We start from the raw sequence: 5,835 nt of genomic DNA, 5'->3' as shown, positions 1-5,835 counted from the left end.
TTTATGTGGGCGTTTGCAAAACACCCTTACATAACATACTACAAAAGCTATTGATAATCAGAGTAATCAACTTTGCCAAAGGTCGTAGCACGACGAGCAATTAAAACTTTGGCAAAGTGTAGCGACGCAAAAGTGATTTTGAGACTTTTTGGACAGCGCCTTTATAATTTCTTTGATACTTTTGAAATTATCCTTTTAAAAGTAAACGTACGAAATTTTAAACCAGAACTTTTATTATAGTCTTATCTTACCAAGATAAATACAAAGGAGCATATTCTTTTAAAGTAGCTTTAAAATTTAAAGAAAAAGAATTAATTTTAATGTATCTTATCGTTTTAACGCATTCTCTTTTCTGATTGAAAAAACTAATCTTAATGTAATATTTACCGTATTTTTTTATTCTAATAAAAGATGTAAAAAGAATTTTCACAAATTCTTTAAAGTATTTTTCTTCTTTTGGAGAGGAAAGTGATAAATCTAATATTTCTTTTGCTTCATCAATATCTATTTGTATTTCAAAGGAATTTAATATTATTGAAAAGAAAATGTTATTAGGTTTATTATAATGTAACTTTAAATAATTTTCACAGCTTATAGTGTCTGTTACGAAATATTTATTCTTCAAAATTGAAGGTAAGTTCAGAGAATAAAGTACTTCATCTATTATCTCTATTTGATTTACAATTTCTTTTGAATATCTCATCATAAAGTTATATACTTAAAGTTGTAATACATTTTTTATCTTTTACCCCTTTATGAAATACTAATTTTTCTATTCTATTTTTCTTAATATTTTTTCTTTATTTTTATTTTTTAGTATAATATCAGGTATAATTTCTTGATGCGTATTGTATACATAGAAAACATAATCATACTTTTTACGCCTTTCGAGATTAGTTGCTATCAATATGAAACGTAAAGGGTAGAAAAATGTTTCTCTCTGTCTTAGTTCTTTAACTTTGTATTCAGAGATCTGTTCCTCTTTGTAAATATAAGCAACGTTCTTACCTAAGACAGCAATTTTTCCTGCATTTTGAGTATAAATTGTGTCTTTACTTTGTGCACCTACACAAAGATAGAAAAAAGGAAGTAATATTAAAAATAAAATCCTCATATTTTTTTCATTTACTACTTGATAACCAAAAAGGATTGTAAAATGGATATCTGAACATAGGGAGTCTCATATTAGTAGAATCATATGCTCCAATACGGTATTTCCATACGTCATATCTAAAGATATTCTCTCTTCCTATCACATAGGAATCTACTTTTTGTACAAAACCAGCTGTTACAATATCACTTGGACTATGTGATTCTATGTAATCTGCCTTTACACTATTAGGGTGAGTATGAAATCTTCCTATTGCACTATTAGGCTTAGTTGATGGAGTATGAAAATCTTTTCCTCTTCCTGATGAAGGATCTATTAAAACATCATCATTAGTAATCCAACCACCAAATTCCTTTTCCCTTGCAAAAGATCGTTGAGAAGCCGTACTGATTTTTCTATATTGTTTATAACTCCATTCTCCTCCTTCCTTTTTATATTGATTATAAGAATTTTTCATCTGGAGATTATATAAACCATAAGAAATTACCCCTCCTATAATTCCTGAGTAAAAAGCATTTTCAAAACTTTCTCCATATAGAATTGAGTTTGTAAAGCTACCACTCATACCTCCAGCAAAGGCTCCTCCAAACCCTCCAATATAAGATCCTATTGCTCCTCCAACAAATCCACTTATCATTCCATTTAAAAATCCTTTAAAGACATTATTTCCTCCCATTGCTGAAAATCCAGCTCCTGAAATACCACCTCCTACAGCTCCTCCTATTGAAGCACCTAATAATGCACCATTAGAAGATAAAGATCCTAGTCCTATAGCAGAAGCTACAGAACCTCCCACATAAGCACTTAAAGCACCTATAGCTGCACCTCCTAATATATAGCCCCAATTATCAGAATAATTCCATTTTATAGGATTAGCTTCCCCATTATTAGCTATTGTTCCTCCAGTATAAGCTCCTATCAAAGCTGCCGCTCCAACTACCCACCATAAAAATTCCCCATTCTCATCCACATACACCAGCGGGTTATTCAAACAATATCCATACCTATTAAAGTTTTGGGTGTTAAAAGGGTCTTGTACAAAGTTATCGGGTTGTAAGAAACGGTGTAGCGCAGGGGCATACAAACGCCCGTTCATATGAATTAAACCTACGCTTGCCAAATGCTCGTGCCCTGTATAATCGCGGTCAAGTAGTAAGTTTTCTAACTTATTGCCGTTGCCGTCAGTGATGCTTAACACTTTGCCCCAGGCATCAAAGTGCCTTGCTTAGTTAGTGTCTATAATATTTCAATGTACTTAAGTCACGATGCAGAGGTACAAAATATTTTTCAATCTACATATTCATTTACATATATATCATCATTATAAAATGAATGTAAATTAGTGCCGCAAAAAGGACAGAAATGAATTTGTATTGAAACTACTTCTGAAAAATCGAAAACCTCATATATATCTATAAAGATAAAAAAACGTCTTCGTTTGTTAATTTGTATAATCTTCTTTAGTCTTTCTTCTTTTTTGATGGGAAAATATTCAATTTCTTTTTTCGAATATCTTTCAGCAAATTTTACAATTCTAATCTTAGGAGCTTGTTGATCTCTAAGAGAATAATAATTTTTAAATAAATCACAACAAAATTCTTTCTCTTTTTTCTTTTTTAATCTTGTTTTGAAGAAATTAAACATAACTTATAAATATTTTATTTATTAAACAATTTTATAAAAGTAGGAACGTATTTAGGTTGTATTTGGTATTCGTAACCATTCACTGTGCCATGTTCTCCATTATATTTTATTATATTTCCTCCCTCTATCATTTGCTTTAAAGTAAATCTTGATATCGTAACCTTTACAAGACTTCCTCCATTTTTGATATAAGAACGGGCATATTCAGCATTATCAGTCATAAACAAAGGACTTCCTTTACCTTCACTACCTGTAGTACCTCTATACAGCGTTACATTATCGCCCATAGGGTCTGGCGTAAAATCGTAGTCAGAATTAAATTCTAATGCATTTAACTCTCTATTCAATCTTATACCATCTTTTAGTAGTTTTCTGTTTACTATATAATTTCCAGCCATTGCGGAAATTGCCCCTACAGCAGCTCCTGTACCACTTCCTGAAAGTGCACTTTTCCAAGCAGCTTCTAAATTTCCTGTTTGCACAAAACCACCAATAAATCCTCCTGCAAATCCACCTGCAGCTCCAGAAGCAAAACCAAGTACAGCTGATTTAAGCAAAGGATTTGTTATGTTGTAATTACCTAATACTACATTAGAAACTTTTCCAATAGCACCTCCTACTAAGCCTCCTATGGCACCTGATAGTAGACCTACTCCCATTCCTTGCAATACCTTGCCTCCTCCACCAGGTAAAATAGAGAATCCAGCTCCTGAGATTAAACCGCTTGCTGCACCACCTATCATTGAGGAAACTAATGATGTTCCTCCTGCAACAGCTCCACCAAGAGCAGCACCAACACCTCCTGAAAGTCCTCCAATGAGAGCCCCTCCACCAAGACCGATCCAAGTAGCTCTACTATAATCCCATTTAAATGGGTTAAATTCCCCATTATTTGCCTGGACAGATCCCATATAAGCACCTACTGCAGCTCCTATAATTACAGGAATCCAAAAGAATTCCCCATCCTGATCTACATACACCAGCGGATTATTCAAGCAATACCCATACCTATTAAAATTCTGGGTGTTAAAAGGGTCTTGTACAAAGTTATCGGGTTGTAAGAAACGGTGTAAGGCTGGGTCGTATAAGCGAGCATTCATATTGATAAGTCCTACACTCAATAAATGTTCGTGCCCTGTATAGCCTCGGTCTAACAATATACCTTCCGCAGGGACAGTGGTTTTCCCTTCAGCATTCCAATAACTTGTGATATTACCCCAAGCATCAAAGTGCCGTCTCTCTACTGCATTACCTGCATTATCGGTGATAAGGGTGATACTACCCAAATAGTCGCGATGCAAGTATAGGTATTTTTCACTATCATCAGTAACTGAGAGCACTGCAGGTGCAGTATAGGCATCACCACCTAAGTAAATATAGAATTGTGTTAGCCCTGTAGTACGGTCGTGCTTGATTTCAAAAGTACCATCGTGATTATAATGTTTAACATAACGGCGTTTTTGTTTTTCAGGGTCTGTATTGCCGTAGTACATCGCGGCTCTGCTCTCAAAAGCATCATATTCAAAGCTAATGCGTTCTTTGTCTTTTACATATATCTGATCAGGGGCTTTAAAAGCGTTATACCTTACAATAGGTAAAGGGTATTTTTCTAAATGGGTTTCACCTGCTTCGTTGGTGGTGAGCTTTTGCTGTTGGTAGCCATTACGCGTGTATTCATAGGTACCTATGACACTGTTTTCGGTAATGCGACCGCGTTCGTCGTAGCTATGGGTTTGCGGCGGAGTATTGGCATCGCCCCAAGCCGTAAGGCGATCTAAATTATCATAACTAAAATCCTCTTGTTTACCCCAAAAGCTGTATTGACGGCTGTCTAATAGTCCTTTTTGAGGGTTAAACTGCCACGTAAGTGCGCCTATAGCCTTGTCCTCATTTTGTAGCAGCTGACTTACAGGGAAACCTTTGTCGTAGGTATACTTCTCTTTTACATTGCCTTTATGACTTATGAGGGGTTGTCCATAAGGGTTTTCACTACTGAGTTTCCAAAGAGTTACACCCTTGTCGTCCTTCATTTCCACGAGTTCACCATTTTGATAGCGGTATTGCACCATTGCACTCGCGCGTTTGCCTGCTGCCTCTGCGGTGGTCATTTCCTTTTGTACCCGACCGAAAAAGGTCGTATGTATAGGCTTTGGTGTGAAGGTAAGTTCAGAGAATAGAGCACTTCGTCTATTATCTTTATTTGATTTACAATTTCTTTTGAATGTCTCATTATAAAGTTATATCCTTAAAAAAGAAATATTTATTTGTATTACTGTCTTTTATGTCAAATGAAATACAAAAATAAACATTATTTAGTTTATAATTAGATATATATTTAATGGCTTTTTCTATACTTCTTAATACATAATCTACCTCGCTTTCTCCTTTTTTTCTATTATAACTCCAATTGTCATAATTATATTCAAAATAACCATTATTATTAATATTGACTACATCTCCTCCCAAAACAGCAATTCTACTCTTTAGACACTCTTCTAAAATCTCTAAGGCATCATTTTTTGAAAAAGATTTTTGTATTGTCCCATATACAGGAGCTCCTTTTTTTAGTAGTGCTATTAATTTATCTGTTAATTCCATGTTATTTACTATTAGGACGAAAAAATCTATGATTAATCATTCCATCACGTTCTTTTATAAATTCAAAATATCCTTCTTTTCCTCTGTAACTTCCTGGTATTTTTAATATTGGAACTATAACACCATCTTTCCCTTTTAGAGGAGTTACAACCCCATCCATTTGAAAAGCTTTAACATTCTCAGGAAAGCTATGAAAAGCATCAGATGTATTAAACATATTTCCTAATACTCTATCTGAATACCAAGTCCCCTTAAAAAAATCATTCCTTTTTCCTGTCCAAGGATTTACATCATATCCTCTTGCATACTGAAATCCTTGCACAACCCCTAAAGCCGAACCTAATGCCAAACCATAGCCAGCTCCTTTAACACCATCTTTTAAAGCTTGATCAAAATCTTTAGTATATGCAAAAGAAATTCCTGCTGAAAGAAGAAAACCAGAAGCTGCATTACTAGTACTATTTATCAATACATTTTTAAGA

5 protein-coding genes and 2 pseudogenes are annotated in these 5,835 nt (G+C 34.2%); all 7 read right to left on the bottom strand.

The features are described from left to right. Positions 1–247 precede the first annotated feature (247 nt). Positions 248–706 (bottom strand): hypothetical protein, encoded by a 459-nt coding sequence (locus JMN12_RS14900; protein ID WP_088593914.1) that lies wholly within the window; start codon positions 704–706, stop codon positions 248–250. A 66-nt stretch (positions 707–772) separates the two neighbouring features. Then, the gene (locus JMN12_RS14895) at positions 773–1,114 is read right to left on the bottom strand and encodes a hypothetical protein (protein WP_203140045.1); all 342 of its coding nucleotides are present in this window, start codon (positions 1,112–1,114) and stop codon (positions 773–775) included. A 7-nt stretch (positions 1,115–1,121) separates the two neighbouring features. After that, a pseudogene (locus JMN12_RS14890) lies at positions 1,122–2,312 on the bottom strand (RHS repeat-associated core domain-containing protein); the annotation flags it as partial. 86 nt (positions 2,313–2,398) lie between these two features. Further along, complete coding sequence (locus JMN12_RS14885; protein WP_088593910.1) at positions 2,399–2,755, bottom strand: hypothetical protein; 357 nt, start codon at positions 2,753–2,755, stop codon at positions 2,399–2,401. 14 nt (positions 2,756–2,769) lie between these two features. Continuing rightward, entirely contained in the window at positions 2,770–4,863 is a 2,094-nt protein-coding gene (locus tag JMN12_RS14880; protein WP_203140042.1) for an RHS repeat domain-containing protein, read from the bottom strand. 121 nt (positions 4,864–4,984) lie between these two features. Next, entirely contained in the window at positions 4,985–5,353 is a 369-nt protein-coding gene (imm40, locus tag JMN12_RS14875) for an Imm40 family immunity protein (protein ID WP_009750675.1), read from the bottom strand. A gap of 1 nt (position 5,354) precedes the next feature. Further along, positions 5,355–5,835: pseudogene (locus JMN12_RS14870) on the bottom strand (RHS repeat-associated core domain-containing protein); the annotation flags it as partial.

Origin of the sequence: Capnocytophaga genosp. AHN8471 (genome assembly GCF_016806945.1) — a bacterium.
GTDB classification, from domain to species: Bacteria; Bacteroidota; Bacteroidia; order Flavobacteriales; family Flavobacteriaceae; genus Capnocytophaga; species Capnocytophaga periodontitidis.
Note: the sequence above shows the minus strand (reverse complement) of the source record. Positions and strands in the feature narration are given on the sequence as shown.